Raw genomic sequence first — 22,978 nt, 5'->3', positions numbered from 1 at the left:
ACAACTTTTTTATTTTTCTTTGTTGTCGTTTCAAGCGACAGCCTGTTTATCTTATCACCGGCGATCGGCTTTGTCAACAATTTTTTTCTTGCTGTTTTTTCAACAGCTCAGTTATATTATCATGTATTCAAGTGCTTGTCAACAACTTTTTTCATTTTTTATAACTGCGAACGGAGAAGGAGGGATTTGAACCCTCGCGCCGCTGTTAACGACCTGCACCCTTTCCAGGGGTGTCCCTTCGGCCAGCTTGGGTACTTCTCCGAATTAAAATAATATATGATCATCGACTTAGTCGATAACGGAGAGAGTGGGATTCGAACCCACGCGCCCTTGCGGACAAACGGTTTTCAAGACCGCCTCGTTATGACCACTTCGATATCTCTCCAATTTTGTTTTGCGCTATTTGACCAGCGCAAGGATTATTATACATATAACCCCCTGCCTTGTCAACAAGTTTTTTTCATTTTTTTACATTTTTTTCACATGTTCAATTAGCAGGGCTATATATGTATCTTTCTCTCTTACATAAGCAGACAAAAAAGCTGTCTATACATGAAGAAAAGACTCTGCAATCACCAGATCTTCCGGTGTGGTAATCTTTATATTATTATAACTTCCTTCATATAACTTAACTGGAGTCTGAAGCATCGTCTCTACTACCATAGCATCATCCGTGATCTGTACTTCAGGCATATGCTGATACAGCTGTTCATAAGCATCACGAATCAATAGATAGTCAAACACCTGTGGCGTCTGTATCATCCAAGTATACTTTCTCTGTGGTGTGTCTGCCACAAAGCCATCCTTATCTACGATTTTGATGGTATCTTTGCTCGGCATACCGGCTGCACATGCGTGATACTGCTCCACGTTTTCTTTTGCTCTTAATAAAAGGGCATCATCAATAAATGGACGTGCGCCGTCATGGATATAGACATAATCTGCCCCATCCAGCGCGCAGATTCCCCGATAGACAGAATCATAGCGCTCTTTTCCACCTGCTATGACATGCGTCACTTTCTGAAATCCATATTTTTCTACAATCTCTTTCTGGCAATAGGACTCCTGACCTGCACCTGTCACCAGCACGATTTCATCCACAAAACTGTCCTCAAATGCCCGGAGTGCATAATACAGCACCGGTTTTCCATTTAATATCAGGTATTGCTTCGGAACATCGCTTTTCATCCGGGAACCTTTTCCTGCTGCCAGCACAATGGCTGCATGCCGTTTCTTTTCACTCATATCAGCGTTCTCCCAGTTTCAGATTCGGAACTGCATTCAGATCCCATCCGTGACGGGTTCCTGCCAGATACTCATAATATGCTGCTGCACCGATCATTGCCGCGTTGTCTGTACAGAAAATCGGTGACGGATGATAAAAAGAGATTCCGCGTTTCTCGCATGCTGCTCTCATACCTTCCCGCAGCACACTGTTGGAAGCCACGCCGCCTGCAATCGCAAGTTTATCAATTTTAAATTCTTCTGCCGCATGCATAGCATGTGCGATCAGCACGTCTGTCACTGCTTTCTGGAAAGATGCAGCGATATCTTCCGGCACGATCTCAATATTTTTCATCTTGCATCCGTTGATATAGTTCAATACTGCGGATTTTACGCCACTGAAACTAAAGTCATACGGATTATCGTTGACTTTTGCTTTCGGGAACGGAATTGCCATAGGATCTCCCTCCCGGGCTGCTTTTTCAATTTTCGGGCCGCCTGGATAACCAAGGCCGATGGCACGGGCTACTTTATCAAAAGCTTCCCCGGCTGCATCATCTCTGGTTCTTCCAAGGATTTCGTATTTTCCGTAATCTGCCACTTTTACAAGGTGTGTGTGACCGCCTGATACCACAAGGCATAAAAATGGCGGTTCAAGGTCTTTGTTTTCAATATAATTGGCACTGATGTGTCCTTCAATATGATGCACTCCTACCAACGGAATCTTTTTCGCATAGCTGATGGCTTTGGCTGCTGCTACGCCAACCAGCAGGGCACCTACTAATCCCGGGCCGTAAGTTACACCGATGGCATCAATGTCATCTAAGGTCACATGCGCTTCGTCTAACGCTTCCTGAATAACCTGATTGATCTTCTCAATATGTTTTCTGGAGGCGATCTCAGGAACAACGCCCCCATATAATGTATGCAATGCAATCTGTGATGAAATCACATTGGACAATACCTCTCTGCCGTTTTTTACGACAGCTGCTGCTGTCTCATCACAGGAGCTTTCAATTGCAAGAATCAGTACATCTTTCTCTGCCATAATATTCTCCCATCTACCGTATTCCATACGGCATTTATCTATTTTCCAAACTTAATATAGATCAAACAAACATTTTCAATCTGTCTGCACTACTTTCATATGTTCTATTATTAGACTTCTTCAAATTCAAGTTCTACGCTGCGTCCGTCTTTTCCAAGGGAAGCTGCCGGAAAAATCTTGTGCACCTCATCCATATAGCTCTCGGCTCTGGTCAGAGACGGACTGTAATGTGTCAACCACATTTCTGTCACTTCCGCTCTCTTTGCAAGATCTGCTGCCTCATAAAAAGTCATATGCTTGTACTGACGGGCTTTTGCTTCTTTCTCTTTTTCCGCATACATGCCTTCACAGATAAACAGATCCGCATGTTTCGCGCATTCTGCAATGATCGGAACTGGTCTGGTATCCGTGCAATAGGTCAGCTTGATCCCTTTTCGCTGCGGACCAAGTACCATTTCAGGTGTCAGCACACGGTCTCCATCCTCGATGATTTCTCCTTTTTGCAGACGGCTCCAGAATTTCTGTGGAATCTCCTGTCTACGGGCACGCTCCACGTCAAATCTGCCCTGACGTTTGATTTCCAGGGTATAGCCGTAGCAGGTTACATTGTGATTTACACGAAAGGCATGGATACAATATCCATTCATCTCAAAATCCTGCTCTTTTTCTGTTATTTCATGATATTCAATCGGAAACGGCAGTTCCGGCGCAATGGTGCGCAGGGCATTTACCACACGCTCCAGTCCTTTCGGACCGATCATGTGCACCGGTTTTGTGCGGTCTGCGTTCCCAAGGGTCAGCAAAAGTCCCGGAAGACCGCTGATATGGTCTGCATGATAGTGCGTAAAACAGATCACGTCCAGATCATGCACGCTCCATCCCTTTTCCCGGATGGCAACCTGTGTGCCCTCTCCGCAGTCAATGAGCAGATTACTTCCGTTATATCGTGTCATCAACGCAGTTAATTTTCGATACGGCAATGGCATCATGCCTCCCGTACCTAGTAAACATACATCTAACATTCAAATATTTCCGTCCTTTCCACGGTCTGTGGCGGAATTCGAAACTGTGACATCCACTGTTCAAAACAGGATTCACAGATATCCGCAGTCTGACTGGTTCCATCTTTTTCCGAAAAATAGCCCCAAGTCTTTTCAAAATGAAAAAATTCTTCCCGATCAGCTCCACAGCTCTCTGAAATCGTTTTTCCACAACAATTACAATATAATACGCCTGCTTTTCTCACTCGCTTATCCTCCGTGTCAGATCACAGCTCATCACAATGGCATGCTCTGTCGGTTTCCGGTAAAAATTCTTTCTGATGCCGCAGGATACAAAGCCATGTTTCTCATACAACTTCTGCGCAGGCAGATTACTCTCCCGCACTTCCAGATAAATGGTCCGAGCGCCACGCTTTTGCGATTCTGATAGCACATCTGTCAAAATTGCATCGGCAATCCCCTTTTTTCTGTGATCCGGGCGCACTGCCACATTTGTGATCTCGCCCTCGTCTGCCGACAGATAAATTCCACAGTAACCCATTGGATTGTTACCCATACCGATGGCTGCCATCATGAGTGCTTCCGGCTGCTTTAGCGCATCCAGAAATGCCTGCTCACTCCATGGCTCTGAAAAACACGCTGCTTCTAACGCAGCTACCGCAGGGACATCTTCCGGCTGCATTTCACGAATAATGAGTTTCTGGCCTCTGCCACTTCCTACTTCAGGAACACCAAACCTTTGTTCTTTTCCATCTACACTTTCGGAAATCCCATGCTTCGGTTCTTCTCCATTTGCATTCCCGGAAATACCATCCTTTTTATCAAGTAAGTCAGCATTTTTTACCATATTTTTCAAAGCATGATCCATATTATTTTCCGGCATTCTGCTTCTCCAGCATTTCCTGACGCTCACGCTCTGCCTGTGACAGACGCAGATAATCCGGGCAATGCTCCGCTGCTGTCTCTAATTTTCCTTCTTTTGCGTACTGAAGACCAAGCCATGCCACAGCACCTGCACGTTGTTTGTTCATATGTGCCGGCGCATAATCGTGTGCCACCGTACAATTTTCCTCGATATAATCATGGAATACTGCCACACCATCTCCAAGGAATGTTACCGGTCTGCCAATTTCATTGATCTGCGCAATTATTTCATTGATTCCAACCGCACACTGCTGCTGTAAAATTTCCAGTGCACCATTTTTTAATTCATAAATACCGGTATAGGTCTGCTGCCGTCTCGCGTCCATTAAAGGACAGATCAAAGACTGATGTCCCCACAGATTGCAGGCTAAGGCATCTACGGTCGGAATATGGATCAGCGGTTTGTCCAGCGCCAGTCCAAGTCCTTTTGCGGTAGCGGAACCAATACGGAGTCCGGTAAAAGAACCCGGTCCTGCTGCAACCGCAATGGCATCGATGCTGTTCAGATCCAGTTCGATCATTTTTGCCACTTCATCCAACATCGGAAGCAGTGTCTGTGAATGTGTCTTTTTATAATTTACGGTATATTCTCCCAGCATATTGTCATCTTCCACGATGGCTACGCTGGCAACAAGCCCTGAACTGTCTAAGGCTAAAATTTTCATGCGCGATGCACCTCCCTGATGGTTATTGTACGATAATCAAATCCTTTTTCCAGATCTTTTTCAATCTGAACTTCCCGATATGTCTCCGGCAGAATCTCCTCGATCAGATTCGCCCACTCGATCATGGTCACACCATTTCCGTAAAAATAGTCCTCGTAACCGATCTCATCCATTTCTTCGATATCGCCGATGCGGTATACATCAAAATGATAAAATGGCAGTCTGCCTTCCTCATATACCTGCACAATGGTAAATGTCGGGCTGCTGATCGGCTCCGTAATTCCAAGTCCATCTGCAAATCCCTGGGTAAATACAGTTTTTCCGACTCCAAGGTCACCGATGAGTGTTAACACATCTCCCGGATTTGCCTCGCTTCCTAGTTTTTTTCCTAATTCATAGGTTTCTTCTGCTGAAAACGACTCTATCTTCATATTCATAATTCATGTTCCTCAATTAATTTGTCAGTCTGCGTGTAGCATTTTAAATTGTTTATCTTCTACAGCTTATCTTCTTAACAAAACTTCAGACTATTGATCAACCTGCAGATTACATTTTCATAAAATCCGCAAGTTATTTTTTCTTCTGAACATTTTTGTTCTGCTTTTCTGCTAACTGATTCTGGTCCTGAATCTTCATCGTCAGCGCAATTCGTTTTTTCGCCACATCCACGCTGAGTACCTGCACATCCACAATATCTCCAACAGATACTGCCTCCAATGGATGTTTGATAAAGCGATCACAGATCTGTGAAATGTGTACCAAACCGTCCTGATGCACACCGATATCCACAAAAGCGCCAAAATCAATAACATTTCGAACGGTACCTTTCAGGATCATGCCCGGTTTTAAGTCCTTCATCTCAAGTACATCGGTACGAAGGATCGGTTTTGGCATGTCCTCACGCGGATCTCTGCCCGGTTTTTCCAGTTCGCTCACAATATCACGCAGTGTCAGTTCTCCGGTTCCAAGTTCTTCTGCCAGTTTCTTATAATCACTGATTTTCTTATGAAGTCCCGGAATTGCACCTTTTTTCAATTCATCCTCAGAATAACCCAAACGTTTTAATAAGGCTTCTGCCACTCCGTAACTCTCCGGATGTACACTGGTAGCATCTAACGGCTGAGTACCGTCGCTGATACGCAGGAAACCGGCACACTGTTCAAATGCTTTCGGTCCAAGCTTTGCAACTTTTAATAATGCTTTTCGATTCTTAAATATACCATTTTCTTCCCGATATGCAACGATATTTTTTGCAATGGTCTTATTAATGCCGGACACATGCTCCAGAAGCGGTACCGAAGCGGTGTTCAGATCCACACCTACTTTGTTTACACAATCTTCTACGACACCTTCCAGTGCTTCTCCCAGACGTTTCTGGTTCATGTCGTGCTGATACTGACCAACACCGATAGATTTCGGATCTATTTTTACCAGTTCTGCCAGCGGATCCTGCAGACGTCTTGCAATAGATGCGGCACTTCGCTGTCCCACGTCAAAGTTCGGGAATTCTTCTGTTGCAAGTTTACTTGCAGAATATACACTTGCTCCGGCTTCATTCACGATCACATACTGTACTGGAACCGGAAGTTCTTTGAGCAGTTCCACGATCACCTGTTCCGACTCTCTGGAAGCAGTTCCGTTTCCAACAGAGATCAGTGTAATATGGTATTTTGCGATCAGTTTCTTCAAAACAGCTTTGGCTTCTGCCACTTTATTCTGTGGCGCAGTAGGGAAGATTACCACCGTATCCAGCACTTTGCCGGTGGCATCTACCACAGCTAACTTACATCCTGTACGGAACGCCGGATCCCATCCAAGCACCACCTGTCCACGAATTGGCGGCTGCATCAGAAGCTGCTCCAAATTTTTTCCAAAGACACGAATCGCACCTTCCTGCGCTTCCTCTGTCAGACTGTTTCGAATCTCACGCTCAATTGCCGGTGCGATCAGTCTCTGATAACTGTCTGCTACCGCTTCTTTTAAATATGGAGTTGTATACGGATTTTCTCTGCGGATCGTCTTTTTCTCCAGATAGCGGATAATTTCCTCCTCCGGGGCTTCCAGCTTCACTGTCAGAATTTTTTCCTTTTCTCCACGGTTTAACGCTAAAATCCGGTGTCCTGCCAGTTTTGCCACAGGCTCTTCAAAATTATAATACATTTCGTACACGGATTCCGCTTTTTCATCTTTTGCAGTGGAAGTCAGTGTACCTTTTTTCATCGTCTTTTCTCTGATATAAGTTCTGTAATCTGCCTCATCCGCAATTGCTTCTGCCACGATATCCATGGCTCCCTGTAACGCTTCCTCGGCGGATGCGACACCTTTTTCTTCAGAAATATAAGCTTCTGCTTCTTCCTCGGCAGAATGATCTAACTGCTGCAAGGACAACAGATTTGCCAGCGGTTCCAGTCCTTTTTCTTTCGCAATTGTTGCACGGGTACGGCGTTTCGGACGGTACGGACGGTACAGATCATCCACTGCCACCAGGGTATCTGCTGCCAGAATCTGTTTTTTCAGTTCCTCGGTCAGTTTTCCCTGTTCTTCAATGGAAGAAAGCACCTGTTTCTTCTTTTCTTCTAAGTTGCGAAGGTAATTTAACCGTTCATACAGATTTCTGAGTACTTCGTCGTTCAATGCGCCGGTGGCTTCTTTTCGGTAACGGGAAATGAATGGAATCGTATTTCCCTCATCGATCAGTTTGACCGCTGCCTGCGCCTGCCCCGGACGGATCTGTAATTCCTCCGCAAGTTTTTTTATGATATCCATATTCGGTGATCCTTTCTATCTTTTTTATATTTCTCCGCTCATACGCGCTATCTCGTTACAGCTCACACGCTCCATTTGCAAAACATCCATTCTGGACATATCTGTAACTTCGCGTCATTTTCTATCGTATCATATCATACATTCTTCCGGTTGTCATTTTCTGATGCACATGTTAGAATCATGTCTTAAAGGAGGCAAATTATAATATGTACGAACAAAATGAAAATCCCTGGAACGATTCGCAAAACCAGCAGAATCAACAGGAACCGTTTCGCCGCAATCCCGCACCGGGAAATGCATCCAACGGACTGGCTGTGGCTGCACTGATCTGTTCCATTCTGAGTATTGTATCCGTTTGCTGCCTGTACGGTGCTTTCGTCTTTGGCGGACTGGCAATTATTTTTGCCCTGCTCTCCAGAGGCTCCAGAAAAAAAGCTGCCGGACCAGCTCGTACCGCATTGTTGCTGGGCACCGCAGGTGTTCTCATCAGTGTAGTGATCACAATCGGAAGTTTTATCTCTGTCAGTCGTCAGTATGGTGGCTTTGACAAGTTTCTGGAACGTTATACTTACACGCTGGAACACAACTTCGGCATCGATCTGAACCCGAATGGAAGCGATTCCAACACAGATAACGGTAATAATAATTCCGGAAGTGATTCCATTTTTGACCTGAATGGTTCACAGGAAGCTTTATAAAAACGGTTCAATCCCCGTTTTCATATAAAACAGATTTTTTAATATAAAATGTATGATCACGATAACAAGTGAAGCATAAATCCATGCATGCCGATACTTCATCCCAATGGGAATCCGATGATGGCTGATCCGGTCAACACTCTGGCTGAACATAAACCAGAAATATACTGCCACCGCATAAAAAACCATCGGATAATCTACGGCACATACCAGAAATCTGCCAGAAAGCAGTGCTTTCACAGATCTGGTTCCACCGCACCCCGGGCAAAAATATCCGGTCAGGCGATGAAAAACACATGGGGGCATCTGCCCGGAAATAGAAAAATCAGGAAAAAAGATACGTTTTCCAGCGATTAACGCTGCTACTGTAATCAGTACGATCCATCCCCAGTGATATAACTGGGTTTCTAACGTTGTTTCCTGTTTCTTCATATGTGCTTCCTCCTTGTTCTCTCACTATTTTAACAGATTGGAGCATGATATCAATATGAAATCTTTTGCAGATTTAAAAGCAAATGCCAGAGCTGCTTTGCTTGGACGCTACAGCACCCTGATCGGTGCCGGTCTGATCAGCTGGCTGATCTCCGCCCTGCTTGAAACGCCATTTTCCAGAATGCTTCAGGAAGGTGTCTATTACACCCGTTTCATCCGCATCATCTGGGGATATACCGGTATGGTCTTTGTCAGTCTGGTCGGTGCATTATTTACCATTGGAACAATGTACATGCATGTAAAAGCAGCAAAAAATAACAGACCTGTGCTTGCAGATCTTCTGTTTCCATTTAAAAACCGTCCGGACAAATTCATTGGCTGTCAGTTTTTGCTGATTCTGATTTCCTTTGTATGCACCCTTCCGGGCACAATTGTATCCATCATTGCAGCAGTTTACACAACAAGTGATATTTCCGTGTTACTGATCGTTGGAATGGCTTTACTGGCAATCGGCTGTATTATCCTGATTGTTCTTACGATTTCGCTTTCACAGTCTCTGTATCTGCTGATCGATCATCCGAATCTGCGTGTGATCGAAGCAATGAGCGAAAGTATGCGGTTGATGAAGGGACGTAAAATGCGCTATTTTCTGCTGGAGCTTTCCTTCATCGGATGGATCCTGTTAGGATGCCTGACACTGGGAATCGGTCTCTTATGGATTCTTCCATATATGACCCAGACAAATACACAATTTTATCTGGATCTGACACAGCAGCAGACAGAACAGAATGTTTACATGTAATACTTGTAAGATGCAGCGTTCCCTGCTATATAAACTATTTTCTAAGCATAAAAACAGGACCAATTCTTTCGAACGGTCCTGTTTTTTATATCTTCTTTCTATCTTAAACTTCTTAACCTGTTTTCCTGATTAGTCCTCGATAAATTTATCATGTGCTGCGCGCATTGCTTTATCTACATCTTTCTCGTCTACCAGAACGGTTACACGGATCTCAGATGTTCCGATCATACGGATATTAACACCTACATTGTAAAGTGCCTCAAACATACCTGCTGCAACGCCCGGATGTGTCTGCATACCAGCACCAACGATGGATAATTTTGCAACAGTCGGATCTGCCTCGATTTTCTGTGCTTTTACGCGTGCTGCATTGTCTTTCAGAACTTTTACTGCCTCATCCATCTGGTCACGGGATACGGTAAAGGAAATATCTTTTGTGCCGTCACGACCGATAGACTGTAAAATAATATCTACGTTGATGTTCTTCTTTGCAAGAAGATCAAAAATCTTAAATGCCATTCCCGGCTCATCTTTAATACCAATAATTGCGATTCTCGCTGCGTTTTTATCTACTGCTACTCCACTAACAAGCATGCCTTCCATTTCTGTTTCCTCCTTAACAACTGTTCCTTCTGCTCTGTTTAAACTTGAACGTACGACTAACTGCACACCATATTTTTTTGCAAGCTCAACAGAACGGTTATGAAGAACTTTTGCTCCAAGTGTTGCCAGTTCAAGCATCTCATCGTATGTGATTTCTTTCATTTTCTTTGCGTTTGGAACCACACGCGGATCTGCTGTGTATACACCCTCTACATCGGTGTAGATCTCGCAGGCATCTGCATGCAGGGCTGCTGCCAGTGCAACAGCAGTGGTATCAGAACCTCCACGTCCCAGAGTTGTGATATCGTCGTATTTATTAACACCCTGAAAACCAGTAATGATAACGATCTTACGCTGCTCCAGCTCATTGAAAATACGCTCGGTATCGATACGTTTGAATTTTGCATTGCTATATGCAGAAGTTGTATGCATAATTACCTGAAATGCATTCAGGGATACCGCAGAAACACCAAGTGCCTGCATTGCCATAGACATCAGTGCAACAGAAGTCTGCTCACCGGTTGCCAGAAGCATATCCATCTCTCTTTTGGAAGCTTTCGGATTAATGTCATGTGCCATCTCGATCAGATGATCTGTTGTCTTTCCCATTGCGGACAGAACAACAACCACGTCATTTCCTGCTTCATAATCTTCGATACATCTTTTTGCTACATTAAAAATTCTTTCTTTATCAGCTACAGAACTGCCGCCGAATTTCTTTACTATTAGCATGTCTTCCTCCCAAATAAGTAATCTATGATTTCATGGCCACACGCCACGTAGTTTCCACTCGACTCGCCCTCAGCTTCATTGTACTTCCAGTCATGCTGCTGAAGATCTGTGCTGTCATATAACAGATATGGCACACTGTCGGATGAATGTGTCCGCATGCAGATTGGCGTCGGGTGATCCGGGAGTACCAGCATACGGAAATCCTCTCCCGCTGCTTCCAGTCCTTCCTTCACCGGCTTAATGACTCTGGAATCCAGATACTCAATTGCTTTTACCTTACGCTCAACGCTGCCCTGATGACCCATCTCATCCGGAGCCTCGACGTGGATATATGCAAAATCATACCCTTCTTTGGTCAATACGTCAATCGCTGCCTGTGCTTTTCCTTCATAATTTGTATTCAATCCACCATTTGCGCCCTCTACTTCAATTACTTTCATGGATGCGCCCACTGCAATTCCTTTTAACAGATCCACTGCTGAGATCATCGCACCTTTCAGATGTGTTTTCTCTTCAAAGGAAGAAAGTGCCGGTTTTGTACCTGCGCCCCAGAACCAGCAGGAGTTTGCCGGATTGAGTCCTTTTTTCTTACGTTCCACATTAATCGGATGGTTTACCAGAATGTCATAACTTTTCTTCATCATTTCACGAAGTACGGCATCCTCCGGAAGATACTGACCAATCGTCTGACCAAGCACATCATGCGGCTGTGTCAGTTCTACCACTTCTCCGCGATCCCAGATCAACAGATGACGGTAGCTGGTTCCTACATAAAATTTATAGGTCTCATTTTCCAGTCCTTCTCTGACTGCATCCAGTAAAACGGCTGCATCTGCGGTACTAATCTCACCGGAACTGTGATCGATGATCGTACGGTCCTCATAATTTTCTTCCTCTTCGGACAGGGTGACCAGATTACAGCGAAGTGCAATATCTGTATCCTTCATATCCACACCAATGCTGAGTGCCTCCAACGGAGAACGACCGGAATAATAAATTCTCGGATTGTAGCCCAGTACGGAGAGGTTTGCGGTATCACTGCCCGGTTTCATTCCATCCGGGATCGTGTGTACCATTCCAATCTCTGATACTGCTGCCAGCTGATCCATTGTCGGCGTCTCTGCATAGGCAAGCGGGGTCTGATCGCCAAGTTCGGCGATCGGACGGTCTGCCATTCCATCTCCTAAAACCACCACGTATTTCATCACTTTTTACCTCTGTTTATTTTTATTTTTTTACTCTCACAAACACTTTTTCACATTTTATTTGCACATGCAAACAGAATGTTTTTTATTTTACACGAATGCACTGAAGCACTTCACCAAGTTCTGCCTCTGCTTTATCATATGCAAAGCCATCCATTTCTGCTGTAACAAATGCGTTCTCGCCTGTCACACCCTCTGCCTGTACATAGGAAACGCTTCCAAAAGCTTTCTCGATTGCAGCTTTGTCTGCTGTTGTACGGACAAAATATTTATTTTTGAGCTGTCTGTAATCAGCAAGCTCCAGTTTTTCCTTGCGCCATTCCACCGGAATATTCTCATCCAGATGTTTTGCGATCTCAACGATATCTGCAACAACTGCACTTGCGGTCGGAAGTTTTCCAGCTCCACTGCCGTAGAACATTGCATCGCCAAGGACATTTCCATGTACAAATACTGCGTTGAATACGTCATTTACATTGTACAGCGGATGTGTCGGCTCCAGCATAAACGGTGCTACCAGAGCACAGTAGCTGTCACCTGTCTGATAGCTGGATGCAAGAAGTTTGATACTTCTTCCAAGTGCTTTTGCATATTTGATATCAGTTGCTGTGATCTTTGTGATTCCCTCGGTATGGATATCCTGGAAATCAACCTGCTGTCCGCATACCAGAGATGTCAGGATTGCGATTTTTCTGCAGGCATCATGTCCCTCGATATCAGCGGTCGGATCTGCCTCTGCATATCCTTTCTGCTGTGCATCCTTTAATACATCTTCAAATTCGGAACCTTCTTCAGACATTTTTGTCATCATATAGTTTGTGGTTCCGTTTAAGATACCGGATACTTCTTCGATCACATCTGCGGTCAGGCAGGAATTTAACGGACGGATGATCGGGATTCCACCGCCTACACTTGCCTCAAACATGCAGTTCACGTTATGCTCTTTTGCAAGGCGGATCAACTCCGCTCCTTTCTCTGCAATCAGAGCTTTATTGGAAGTAGCAAAATGCTTGCCGCTCTCAATTGCCTGTTTTGCAAATGTATATGCAGGCTCTACACCACCCATGGCTTCTACCACAATGGCAACTTCCGGATCGTTCTGGATCACTGCATAATCATGTACGATCTTATCCTCCATCGGATCACCCGGAAACTCACGCAGATCTAAGATATATTTGACGGAAATCTCGTCTCCTACACGTTTTGTGATACTGTCTTTGTTTACTTTTAAAACTTCTACTACACCGGAACCGATTGTTCCGTAGCCTAATACTGCAATTTGAATCATCGTTTGTTCACTCCCTGGCTAATATTTTTAAATAATGAATGCCCTGCTGTTCCTCAATCGTATTTACCATCTGTGAAATATCACCGGTTTCGTTTAACACATCCACACTGAGTGTCAATGATGCAATGCCATTGACCGGAATACTCTGATGAATGGTAAGGATATTTGCATGATAGTCCGCCACAATACGCAATACCACAGACAAAAGTCCCGGTTCATCATCTAACTGAATCACCATGGTGATCGTCTTTCCTTTTGCATTATCATGGAACGGAAAAATATCATCTTTGTATTTATAAAAAGAGCTGCGGCTGATGCCGACATTTTCTGCTGCTTCTTGAACAGAAGCCGCTTTTCCTGAATCCAGCAGTCTCTTTGCTTCAACTACCTTCAATAAAACCTCCGGTACCGCCTTTTTCTTCAGGACAAAATATTTTGTTTTTTCTGCCATCTTATTCCTCCTGTGTTCTTCCCAGAGATACATCTGTTCTCACAGTAAGGATATAGTATCATAATCGCACATTGTATGCAAGCCTGACTTTGAAGTTTTTTTCACAATTTTACGAATGGCACAATTCAAATCGAATGCTTGTAAAATTTAGTGCATGATTCTAACTCACATAAACTGACTTATTCTTTTCAGAATCAATGCACATCCTCGCAGAACACTTACCCAAAAAAGGTGTGTATTCGCTCCTCGCAAATACACACCTTTCTCTTTATTATTTTACTTCTGATCATATCTCCCACTCTCCATGTTTCCATGAAAAGGAAGCAGGAGATTTTTCATTTGTCTGTGCCTGTTAAAATGCTAAAAACTGCGTCCACCACCGCCAAAGGAACGTCCACCGGCTCCCTGATGAATGGTACTGGTACCGCCGCCTCCACCACCGTTTTTCGGTGGATCTTTCGGAATCTTTCTTCGGGTCACAAACTGGCGTACAAAGTGATCTTCATTTCTGCGCAGATTGATCTGTGCATGCTCTCTGGCATTGTAATGGTATCTGCCAAATTTTAACCGATACTTTCCTGTAATGACCAGACAGAAGATCAGGCATGCTGCCACACCAAGCACTGCGGCAATCGCGATCTCTCCATAGGAAAGAAAACGATGATTGGTAGAGCTTGCATAGTAAATGCCCTGATCCTCATCATAGATTGTCATATTTTTCGCTGTGTTGGAAGTATAATAGCTTTCCGTATCTTCAAGCATTGCGATCATTGCCTGTGTATAGTCGCCCTCTCCGGCATACGTTACTGCATCATCCAGCATTTCATCAATCTGACTGTCACCGACATACTCATAGGCTTCGCCAGCAGTTGCGATGTAAAAAGACCGACTATCCATGTTGAGCAGATACGCTATACCGTCATCACTTTCCGTACATTCATTAAACTGCTCCTCTGCATAATCCCGATCTGATGTAACCGATGCATCGTTCACCGTCAAAATAATCAGATCCCATCCGGTTTTATCTTCTACCTCATCTGCCACTTTTGTGATCTCATCGATCTCATCCTCTGACAGTATTCCTGCAGCATCATAAACCTGTCGTTCCGATGCATAGGCAGGATGCAGCGTTGTCAGGCAAAATACTGCACCAAAAACTGCGCTCAGTACATAACGCCACTTTCTGTTTCTATTCTGCTTCTGTTTCATTTTCATCCCCTGTCTTACCTGTGTGCTGATCCTTTTCCTGCTTTTATAGGCTATGTAAAGAAAAGATAACCAACAATAAGCATGATCACAAAAACAATTGCTCCGATCAAAATACCGATGGATAACACTTTCTTACGGTCAATCGGAAGTTCACCAAAAGTTTTTCCATTCTGACCATTCATGGAATAGTAATAAATCTTTCCATTGGCGCCTTTGTAAGTCACAGTCCACACCGGAAGCAGCGTATAAGCCCAATGTTCATCCACCGTGCGGATATGATCTGACAGAACATGTACACCGGTATAGCCCTGAATCGTATCTTCCAGCATATCCCGTGTATATTTTTGCACCTCACCTCGTACTTCGTCCTGCAATTCGCAATACTCGATATCACGTTTTTCTGCATAGAAGCCGGACAGATATCCCATATGAAACGGTTCCGCTTTGGAAAAATCATACGGTAACACGCCTTCTGCCAGCACCTGATCTGATTTTTTCAGCGCATGCTTCGTAATCTCATTCAGGGAAACCCTTCCTTCCCGTTCCATCCGGAAAATACGTGTCTCCGTAAATTCTTCGTCTCCAGATACCCAGACACGGATTTTACTTCCCTCGGCACTCAGTGCACCATCCACCTCGGCATTGTATACCCAGTAAGGGAAATAGATACCGGTCAGCTTTTCAATCTGGTTCTTCTGAAAGAATGCATTCGGCACAAATTTCTTTTTCTGTACAAAATCCAAGAAATGATCTTCTGCCTGTTTCCGGTCAATTTCAAACGGAATGATCTGATCCGGATGAAATTCTCCCGTCAATTGTTCTGAGAGAAGCACCGGATTGTGACAATAATAACAAAAAGTTGCCGCTGTGGTCTGATCTGTTACAATCTGAGCACCACAGCTTGGGCAGGTATACACAACAGCAGACGCACCCTGATCTGCCGCTTCTGCATCATCAGAAGCAGCCTGTTCAAATGCTTCCGTGCCAGCTCCGGATTCTGCAGTCTGTGCAGAATCCGAAGTGTCCTGCGCCTTAGTATCTTCGGTTTCGATCTCATCCAAAGCGAAATCGGAACCGCAATATTCACATTTATATTTCTGACTTTTCGGGTCAAAAATCAACTCGCCGCCACAATTGGGGCATTTTATACTGATGGTTGACATATATTTCCTCTTACGCTTTCGGTTTGCCACACTCAGAGCAGAATTTTCCGGTATTTACTGCCCCGCAGCTACAGGTCCATGGTGCTTCCGGTGCCGGTTTTCCACATTCGGTGCAGAATTTGCCACTGTTTACTGCACCACAACTACAGGTCCATGTGGTCGGTATCGGTTTGCCGCACTCAGAACAGAATTTTCCGGTATTTACTGCCCCGCAGCTACAAGTCCAGCCATTGGAAGCTGTGTTCTGCTGTGCTGCCTGTGCCTGCTGACGATTCATCTCCATCTGGCGGATATTTGCCTCAGATGCAGCGCCCATGACACCTGCTCCTGCCTGCATTCCCATACCCATGCCCATAAATCCGGATACGGAACCTGCTGCATTGGAACCTGCTGCTTCCATTCCGCGCGCTACGGAACCCTGTACATAGCCTTCACGGATCGTCGGATCAGAGAGCATTGCGCCCTGATTTCGCATATTAATCAGTTTTGTAGATGCATCATCATAGGAAATGCTTGCAATACCAACGGATGCAATCTCCACGCCACGGTTCTGCTTCCAGTCCTCATCCAAAATATTGGACATGTATTTGCCAAGTTCCCGTCCTTTGGATGTCACAAAGGAAATTCTTGTGCCGTCCGCAGACATCTGATTGATAGCTGACTGCAGTGCCTCTAAAAATTCATCCAGAAACTGCTCATTTACATCTGACACTTCTACCTGTGCCATATTCCGCGGAATTACTTCCGCATAGAATTTCAGCGGATCACTGATACGGATGGAATAGGTTCCATGTGTCCGTAAAAACAGCTCTGCATTATAAAAGTTATCAAAATAATTGATTGGATTTCTTGTACCGAATTTGATGCCTTTCATCTCCTGCAGGTTCAAATAATATACTTTCTGCTCTGTCGGGGACTGTCCGCCATATTTGATACGCTCAAATGTAGCCTCCATGGCACTGGAAAAATCTCCGTTAAACAAAGAAGGTTCCATGTCATTTTTTACTTCAAAATATCCCGGCTCTGCCGTATAGTCAATAATCTTGCCGCCATCGGTCAGGATCATAAACTGATTATCATACACATGAATGACAGAACCATCCGAAATCACATTTCTGCTGCCTTTCCGGTTCTGGGATTTTTTATTCATCAAAACGCCCGGTGTCATCAATGTCTGCGCGCCCATATCTGCCGGTTCGATTACTTCTAACCACTGATCTGCCAGACCTGAACTGATACTTTTTACTGCTGCTCGAATGATTCCCATGGTAATTTCTCCTTTTTGCTTTTATGTATGCTCAGAATCTCCAAAACAAGATCTTCAAAACAAAAAATACTGAGCGTACAATTCTATGCTTCCTGGTCGTTTTTGGACAATGTGATCCATTTCAGATATGCGTTGATAAACAGATCGATATTTCCATCCATGACACTGTCCACATTTCCGGTTTCTGCATTGGTACGATGATCTTTTACCATCGTATACGGCTGCATAACATAGGAACGGATCTGATTTCCCCAACCAATCTCTGTCACATCACCACGAATGTCTGCCGCTTTTTCTGCATTTTCCTGCTGTTTTAACAAATACAGTTTTGCTTTCAGCATCTGCATTGCTTTATCTTTATTCATATGCTGAGACCGCTCATTCTGGCACTGCACCACGATACCTGTCGGTAAATGCGTAATACGGATGGCAGAAGATGTCTTGTTGATATGCTGACCACCGGCTCCACTGGAACGGTAGGTATCGATACGCAGATCATCGTCGTTGATCTCTACTTCCACATCTTCTTCGATATCCGGCATAACATCACAGGATACAAAGGAAGTCTGACGTTTTCCTGCCGCATTGAATGGAGAAATACGAACCAGTCTGTGGACACCTTTTTCTGATTTCAGGTAACCATAGGCATTTTCGCCATGTACCTGGAATGTTACAGATTTGATACCTGCTTCCTCACCATCCAGATAATCCAGCACTTCCACTTCAAATCCTTTGGAAGAAGCCCATCTGGTATACATACGGTACAACATGCTTGCCCAGTCACAGGACTCGGTGCCGCCTGCTCCTGCATGCAGCGTCACAATTGCATCGTCTCTGTCATACTCGCCGGAAAGCAATGTCTTCATACGAATATTTTCAAAACTTGTTTCAAATTCATCCAGCAATTCCTGAATCTCCGGAATGACTTCCGGATCATTTTCTTCATATCCCATCTCGATCATGAGTTCCATGTCTTCCATCTGGGAGGTCAGCTGACGATAAATCTCCACATCATCTTTTTTACTTTTGAGCTCTTTCATAAGCTCCTGGGAACGCTCCGGATCATTCCAGAAATCCGGCTCCTCCATCTTCCGCTCTAACTCCTGAATCCTCTGCTCTTTGTTAGCGAGGTCAAAGTGAATCCCTTACTTCCTGGAGCGGGTGTTTGTATGCGTTCAATGTTGTTTTGAACTGGTCTAATTCAACCACCGAAATCACCTCTTTCTCTTGATCAGGATGTTTCATCCTGTCTATAAATCAACAGAAATGAACCAGAACTGCGTTGGATCCATTTCTGTCTCTCTTTCACATACTTATATGATATTTATACGGTATGTCCTTTTGCTTTGATCACATCAATGACCTGATCTACATATTTCTCACAAAGACTTTCTGTCTCTGCTTCCACCATGACACGGATCACCGGCTCAGTTCCACTCTCACGAACAAGAATACGTCCGGTATCACCCAATGCTTCTGCCACTTTTGCTACTGCCTGCTGTACATCAGCATCATTCTGTGCTTCTGGTTTACTCTTTACTCTTACATTTTTGAGTACCTGTGGGTAAATGGTCACCGGCTCAGCCAGTTTACTTAACGGCAGTTTCTTTGCCAGCATAACTTCCATCATTTTCATGGATGTTAAGATACCATCACCTGTGGTTGCATATTTGCTGAAAATAATGTGTCCGGACTGCTCCCCACCGATACGATGACCATTCTGAACCATGTTCTCATATACATATTTATCGCCAACTGCAGTTTTTTCGTAGTTGATGCCAGCTTCATCAAACGCTTTGTACAGACCAAAGTTTGACATAATTGTTGTTACAACCGTATTGTTCAGCAGTTTTCCTCTCTCTTTCATATATTTACCATAAATATATAAGATCAGATCTCCATCAATGACATTTCCTTTTTCGTCTACTGCGATACAACGATCTGCATCTCCATCGTAAGCAAATCCAACATCCAGATTGTTGTCTTTTACAAATTTCTGAAGTACTTCAATGTGTGTGGAACCTGCATGATTATTAATGTTTGTTCCATCCGGCTCTGCGTTGATGACATATGTTTTTGCGCCAAGGGCATCAAATACACTCTTTGCGATCATCCATGCACTTCCGTTTGCACAGTCAAGACCAACACGGACATTTTTGTAAGAATAGGTAGCCAGTGAGATCAGATATCCAACATAACGGTTTCTTCCTGCTGCATAATCTACCGTGCATCCAATCTCCTCGCGGACAGCAAACGGTACATCTTCCATTTCTTCTCCAAAGAGATTTAATTTTCCGTCAATGTAATCCTCGATGTAGGAAATGGTTTTCTCATCCATCTTCTCGCCGTTGCCATTGATCAGTTTGATACCGTTATCATAAAATGGATTGTGGCTTGCGGAGATCATAATACCACAGTCAAAATCCTCTGTTCTTGTTACATAAGATACAGACGGAGTTGTGGTTACATGAAGCAGGTATGCATCTGCACCTGAAGCAGTCAGTCCTGCAACCAGAGAATACTCTAACATGTAACTGGAACGTCTTGTGTCTTTTCCAATTACGACTTTGCATTTTTTTCCTGTAATCTGATGATAATACCATCCGATAAAACGTCCTACTTTGTATGCATGCTCTACTGTTAAATTCTTGTTAGCTTCTCCACGGAAGCCGTCTGTTCCAAAATATCTTCCCATTCTAATTCCTTTCCATTTTTATGTAGACTAGTTAAAAATCTACCTTTGTGTTCCCGTATATTACAATTTTGTTTTTCAAATGTTTTACAGCTTATCCTGTAACTGCTGCAGGATCAGATCTACACATTCTTCTACACTGTGCTGACTGGTATCGATTACCGCATCCGGATGTTCCGGCGCTTCATATGGGCTTGTCACACCGGTAAAATAATCCAGCTCGCCTTTTCGTGCCATCTGGTATAAGCCCTTGATGTCCCGGCGTTCACATTCCTCGATCGGTGTGCTTACATATACTTCCATAAAAGCATCTCCGATAATCTCACGGGCATTCTGACGATCCTGTGCAAATGGAGAAATGAAGGATGTTAAAACGATCAATCCCGCATCATTCATCAACTTGGAAACTTCAGCAATTCTTCGAATATTTTCAATACGGTCTGCTTCACGGAAACCAAGGTTTTTATTTAAGCCCATACGGACATTGTCGCCATCCAGCAGCATTGTATGTTTGCCCATTGCCACCAGACGTTTCTCCAGCTCATTTGCCAGTGTGGATTTGCCGGAACCGGACAGACCGGTGAACCAGATTGTCTTTGCACTCTGTCCTAACTGTTTTTCACGGAAATCCCGGGTAATGTCCATATTATGCCAGGTAAGCTGATGCTCACGGTTCAATGTCTGCTCCACTACACCACATGCTGAAGTCATGTGGCTGACACGATCGATCAAAATCAGGGAACCTAACGCATTATTCTTCTCAAATTTATCGAAAACCAGTTTGGAAGCAGTTGAAATCTCACAGCGGGCAATCTCGTTTTTATAAATTGCATCCGCATAAACTTCCTCCCCGGAATTGACATCAATTTTATATCTGATATTCATGATGGTTGCCGGAACACTCTGCGTTCCAAGCTTTAACAGAAAATTCTTTCCTTCCACCAGTTTTGTATCGTCCATCCAAAGCAGCGTTGCAGAAAACATGGAATTTACATTCAACGTCGTATTCTCCACTAAAACGCATCCTCTGGAAATATCAATCTCTGTATCTAACTGAATCGTCACCGCATGACCGACAGAACTTGTCTGTACTTCTTTATCACCTTCGTAAATCAGTTTTACTGACGCAGTCTCTCCACTTGGCAATACCTGAATCGTATCACCCACAGACACGCTGCCGCTCTCGATCTGTCCCTGAAAACCGCGAAACGTATGATCCGGTCTGCAGACACGTTGTACCGGCATCGTAAATCCGGTTTCTGTCGGGTTCTCTTTGACATCGATGGTCTCCAGATAATCCAGTAAGGTCTTGCCTTTATACCATGGCATATGGTTCGACCGTTTGGTGATATTATCCCCTTCGGTTGCTGATACCGGGATCATCTGTGCGGTACTGTAGTCAAATTCTGCCAGTAGCACTTTAATGTCTTTTTGAATCTTTTTGAATTTATCCTGCTGATAATCAATCAGATCCATTTTGTTAATAGCAAACACAAAATGCTTGATTCCCATCAGGGAACAGATCCGTGTATGCCGTCTTGTCTGTGTCAGAACTCCCTGACTTGCATCTACCAGAATGACTGCCAGATCTGCAAAAGAAGCTCCAACTGCCATATTTCTTGTATATTCTTCATGACCAGGTGTATCTGCCACGATAAAGGAGCGGCGTTCTGTCGTAAAATAACGATATGCCACATCAATGGTAATTCCCTGTTCACGCTCTGCCATCAGACCATCTAAAAGAAGGCTGTAATCAATTGCCCCGCCTCTGGATCCAACTTTGGAATCCAGTTCCAGTGCGCGCTCCTGATCCGCAAACAATAATTTTGCATCATAGAGCATATGTCCGATTAAGGTGGATTTTCCATCATCCACACTTCCACATGTAATAAATTTCAATAATGCGTTCATCTAGAAGTAGCCCTCCCTTTTCCGTTTCTCCATGCTGGCTGCACCGCCATCTTTGTCAATCACACGGCTGGTACGTTCCGAAGATACCGCACTTAAGGTTTCCTGAATGATCGCATCCAGTGTATCCGCATCGGACTCCACACCGCCGGAAAGCGGATAACATCCAAGGGTACGGAAACGGACTTTTTTCATCATCGGTTTTTCTCCCGGAAGCAGCCGCATACGGTCATCATCTACCATGATCAGATTACCGTCACGCTCTACGACAGGGCGCTCTGCTGCAAAATACAGCGGCACGATATCAATGTTTTCCCTCTTGATATACTGCCAGATATCCTTTTCTGTCCAGTTGGAAATCGGAAATACGCGAATACTTTCGCCTTTATTGATCTCCGTATTGAACAGCTTCCACATCTCCGGGCGCTGGTTCTTCGGATCCCATGCATGTTCTGCATTACGGAAAGAGAAAATACGCTCCTTGGCACGGCTCTTTTCCTCATCACGTCTGCCGCCGCCAAAAGCTGCGGTAAAACCATATTTATTCAAAGCCTGTTTTAATGCCTGTGTCTTCATAATATCCGTGTAGGCTGCTCCATGGTCAAAGGGATTGATTCCCTGACGAACACCTTCCTCATTGATATATTCCAACATCTCAATGCCGTATTTCTCTGCAACTTTATCACGAAACGCAATCATTTCTTTGAATTTCCATGTAGTATTTACATGTAAGAATGGAAATGGCGGTTTCTCCGGATAAAATGCTTTCAATGCAAGGTGCAGCATAACGGAAGAATCTTTTCCGATGGAATAAAGCATCACCGGCTTCTCACACTGTGCTGCCACTTCCCGCATAATATATATCGCTTCTGCTTCCAGTTCATCCAAGTGATCCATATT

Annotated in this window: 22 protein-coding genes and 2 tRNA genes; 2 read left to right on the top strand and 22 right to left on the bottom strand. The window is 44.2% G+C overall.

Annotated features, from left to right (window positions below; translation table 11 throughout):
- Positions 1-171: 171 nt before the first annotated feature.
- The 10 genes from DXB15_RS14035 to DXB15_RS13990 all read right to left on the bottom strand — a co-directional run bounded on the left by DXB15_RS14035 (position 172) and on the right by DXB15_RS13990 (position 7,628).
- Positions 172-261: transfer RNA gene (locus DXB15_RS14035), tRNA-Ser, on the bottom strand.
- 38 nt (positions 262-299) lie between these two features.
- Positions 300-385 (bottom strand) — tRNA-Ser (locus DXB15_RS14030).
- A 161-nt stretch (positions 386-546) separates the two neighbouring features.
- A complete protein-coding gene (gene ispD, locus DXB15_RS14025) occupies positions 547-1,245 on the bottom strand; it encodes a 2-C-methyl-D-erythritol 4-phosphate cytidylyltransferase (protein ID WP_118703302.1) in 699 nt (232 codons plus the stop codon).
- Position 1,246: 1 nt separating this feature from the next.
- Positions 1,247-2,272 (bottom strand): tRNA (adenosine(37)-N6)-threonylcarbamoyltransferase complex transferase subunit TsaD, encoded by a 1,026-nt coding sequence (gene tsaD, locus DXB15_RS14020; RefSeq protein ID WP_109214947.1) that lies wholly within the window; start codon positions 2,270-2,272, stop codon positions 1,247-1,249.
- 110 nt (positions 2,273-2,382) lie between these two features.
- Complete coding sequence (locus DXB15_RS14015) at positions 2,383-3,294, bottom strand: ribonuclease Z (RefSeq protein ID WP_109214946.1); 912 nt, start codon at positions 3,292-3,294, stop codon at positions 2,383-2,385.
- Positions 3,288-3,518, bottom strand: coding sequence for a hypothetical protein (locus DXB15_RS14010; protein WP_118703301.1), 231 nt, complete (start codon positions 3,516-3,518; stop codon positions 3,288-3,290). The genes DXB15_RS14015 and DXB15_RS14010 overlap by 7 nt, the downstream gene beginning before the upstream one ends.
- A complete protein-coding gene (gene rimI / locus DXB15_RS14005) occupies positions 3,515-4,156 on the bottom strand; it encodes a ribosomal protein S18-alanine N-acetyltransferase (RefSeq protein WP_242979795.1) in 642 nt (213 codons plus the stop codon). Before rimI ends, DXB15_RS14010 begins: the two co-directional genes overlap by 4 nt.
- On the bottom strand, positions 4,143-4,862 hold the full coding sequence (tsaB, locus tag DXB15_RS14000) for a tRNA (adenosine(37)-N6)-threonylcarbamoyltransferase complex dimerization subunit type 1 TsaB (protein WP_109214945.1): 720 nt from the start codon (positions 4,860-4,862) through the stop codon (positions 4,143-4,145). Before tsaB ends, rimI begins: the two co-directional genes overlap by 14 nt.
- Positions 4,859-5,293, bottom strand: a complete 435-nt coding sequence (tsaE, locus tag DXB15_RS13995) for a tRNA (adenosine(37)-N6)-threonylcarbamoyltransferase complex ATPase subunit type 1 TsaE (RefSeq protein ID WP_109214950.1) — start codon at positions 5,291-5,293, stop codon at positions 4,859-4,861. Before tsaE ends, tsaB begins: the two co-directional genes overlap by 4 nt.
- A 139-nt stretch (positions 5,294-5,432) precedes the next feature.
- On the bottom strand, positions 5,433-7,628 hold the full coding sequence (locus tag DXB15_RS13990; protein ID WP_118703300.1) for a Tex family protein: 2,196 nt from the start codon (positions 7,626-7,628) through the stop codon (positions 5,433-5,435).
- 206 nt (positions 7,629-7,834) lie between these two features.
- On the opposite strand from DXB15_RS13990, the gene DXB15_RS13985 reads away from it, so the two are divergent.
- Entirely contained in the window at positions 7,835-8,326 is a 492-nt protein-coding gene (locus tag DXB15_RS13985; protein WP_109214943.1) for a DUF4190 domain-containing protein, read from the top strand.
- Here DXB15_RS13985 and DXB15_RS13980 read toward each other — a convergent pair.
- On the bottom strand, positions 8,321-8,758 hold the full coding sequence (locus DXB15_RS13980; protein WP_109214942.1) for a DUF2752 domain-containing protein: 438 nt from the start codon (positions 8,756-8,758) through the stop codon (positions 8,321-8,323). The genes DXB15_RS13985 and DXB15_RS13980 overlap by 6 nt on opposite strands.
- A gap of 55 nt (positions 8,759-8,813) precedes the next feature.
- On the opposite strand from DXB15_RS13980, the gene DXB15_RS13975 reads away from it, so the two are divergent.
- The gene (locus DXB15_RS13975; RefSeq protein ID WP_109214941.1) at positions 8,814-9,560 is read left to right on the top strand and encodes a DUF975 family protein; all 747 of its coding nucleotides are present in this window, start codon (positions 8,814-8,816) and stop codon (positions 9,558-9,560) included.
- Positions 9,561-9,689: 129 nt separating this feature from the next.
- Here DXB15_RS13975 and DXB15_RS13970 read toward each other — a convergent pair whose 3' ends face one another.
- The 11 genes from DXB15_RS13970 to cysD all read right to left on the bottom strand — a co-directional run bounded on the left by DXB15_RS13970 (position 9,690) and on the right by cysD (position 22,975).
- Positions 9,690-10,895, bottom strand: coding sequence for an aspartate kinase (locus tag DXB15_RS13970; protein ID WP_109214940.1), 1,206 nt, complete (start codon positions 10,893-10,895; stop codon positions 9,690-9,692).
- Positions 10,889-12,100, bottom strand: a complete 1,212-nt coding sequence (locus tag DXB15_RS13965; protein WP_118703299.1) for a cofactor-independent phosphoglycerate mutase — start codon at positions 12,098-12,100, stop codon at positions 10,889-10,891. The genes DXB15_RS13970 and DXB15_RS13965 overlap by 7 nt, the downstream gene beginning before the upstream one ends.
- Positions 12,101-12,185: 85 nt before the next feature.
- Positions 12,186-13,388, bottom strand: a complete 1,203-nt coding sequence (locus DXB15_RS13960) for a homoserine dehydrogenase (protein ID WP_187119662.1) — start codon at positions 13,386-13,388, stop codon at positions 12,186-12,188.
- A gap of 7 nt (positions 13,389-13,395) precedes the next feature.
- Positions 13,396-13,839 (bottom strand): ACT domain-containing protein, encoded by a 444-nt coding sequence (locus DXB15_RS13955; protein ID WP_109214938.1) that lies wholly within the window; start codon positions 13,837-13,839, stop codon positions 13,396-13,398.
- Positions 13,840-14,199: 360 nt separating this feature from the next.
- Positions 14,200-15,048 carry a TPM domain-containing protein gene (locus DXB15_RS13950; RefSeq protein ID WP_158582277.1) on the bottom strand — a complete coding sequence of 283 codons (849 nt, stop codon included), beginning with the start codon at positions 15,046-15,048 and terminating at the stop codon, positions 14,200-14,202.
- Between the two features lie 50 nt (positions 15,049-15,098).
- Positions 15,099-16,211 carry a TFIIB-type zinc ribbon-containing protein gene (locus DXB15_RS13945; protein WP_109214936.1) on the bottom strand — a complete coding sequence of 371 codons (1,113 nt, stop codon included), beginning with the start codon at positions 16,209-16,211 and terminating at the stop codon, positions 15,099-15,101.
- Between the two features lie 10 nt (positions 16,212-16,221).
- Complete coding sequence (locus tag DXB15_RS13940; RefSeq protein WP_118703298.1) at positions 16,222-17,478, bottom strand: SPFH domain-containing protein; 1,257 nt, start codon at positions 17,476-17,478, stop codon at positions 16,222-16,224.
- A gap of 83 nt (positions 17,479-17,561) precedes the next feature.
- A protein-coding gene (prfB, locus tag DXB15_RS13935; RefSeq protein ID WP_109214934.1) for a peptide chain release factor 2 occupies positions 17,562-18,687 on the bottom strand; the annotation gives its coding sequence in 2 pieces (ribosomal slippage) (positions 17,562-18,611 and positions 18,613-18,687; 1,125 coding nt in all).
- A gap of 115 nt (positions 18,688-18,802) precedes the next feature.
- Entirely contained in the window at positions 18,803-20,173 is a 1,371-nt protein-coding gene (glmM, locus tag DXB15_RS13930) for a phosphoglucosamine mutase (RefSeq protein ID WP_109214933.1), read from the bottom strand.
- Between the two features lie 84 nt (positions 20,174-20,257).
- Positions 20,258-22,081, bottom strand: coding sequence for an adenylyl-sulfate kinase (gene cysC / locus DXB15_RS13925; RefSeq protein ID WP_118703297.1), 1,824 nt, complete (start codon positions 22,079-22,081; stop codon positions 20,258-20,260).
- Entirely contained in the window at positions 22,082-22,975 is an 894-nt protein-coding gene (gene cysD, locus DXB15_RS13920) for a sulfate adenylyltransferase subunit CysD (protein WP_118703296.1), read from the bottom strand. It lies immediately after the preceding gene.
- Positions 22,976-22,978 lie beyond the last annotated feature (3 nt).

This window comes from Roseburia sp. OM02-15, from assembly GCF_003481835.1.
In the GTDB taxonomy this organism is placed as follows: domain Bacteria; phylum Bacillota; class Clostridia; order Lachnospirales; family Lachnospiraceae; genus Eubacterium_I; species Eubacterium_I ramulus_A.
Note: the sequence above shows the minus strand (reverse complement) of the source record. Positions and strands in the feature narration are given on the sequence as shown.